Here is a 547-nt window from a genome sequence, read left to right as displayed (position 1 = left end):
GTATCTGTCCGGTAATCCCCGTTTGGGGGGCGCGACTCAGAGGTCGACGAGGTGTCGCAACAGGGGGAAGGAGACGCGCCAGCTTTGACCGTCGCAGTCGAGGGTGGCGGTGCGCTGATTGATGCGGACGATGGTCCCAACGCGGGTCTGCAGGTGACGGTCCTCGAAACTCACGCGGTCGCCCACCTGGAAGTCTGCGCGGGTCGGAGACAGCGGTTCGGGCACCGATGGCGCCGGGATCGAACCGGTGTCCGGGATCTCGATGGCCGCATAGGGCAACTTCCATTCGCGCCGGGTGCGCTCGTCCTGCACGGTGAGTTGCGTGTCCTTCATTGCAACAATCCGCCCCGTGCGTAGCGACATCTGGGCGCCGGCCTGTTGCCAGTCGAGGAAGCGCACGGATTGCCCCAGATGCAGATGGCGACGGATCTCGATGATCCGGGCCGGGTCCGACATCAGGCGTTCGAGGATCGTCGAGAGGTGGAACAGTTCCAGGCTGGTGGCACGGTTGAGGGCTTCGATCAGGGCGGCGTTCATGCGGCGGCGG

General features: G+C 65.4%; 1 protein-coding gene. It reads right to left on the bottom strand.

The window, feature by feature from the left end; translation table 11 throughout:
• Positions 1-36: 36 nt before the first annotated feature.
• Positions 37-547, bottom strand: a 511-nt coding sequence (locus MXC99_RS00245; protein ID WP_348772074.1) for a hypothetical protein, incomplete at its 5' end; no start/stop codon positions are given.

The sequence above is a fragment of the Thauera aromatica genome (assembly GCF_023093595.1).
Lineage (GTDB): Bacteria > Pseudomonadota > Gammaproteobacteria > Burkholderiales > Rhodocyclaceae > Thauera > Thauera aromatica_A.
Note: the sequence above shows the minus strand (reverse complement) of the source record. Positions and strands in the feature narration are given on the sequence as shown.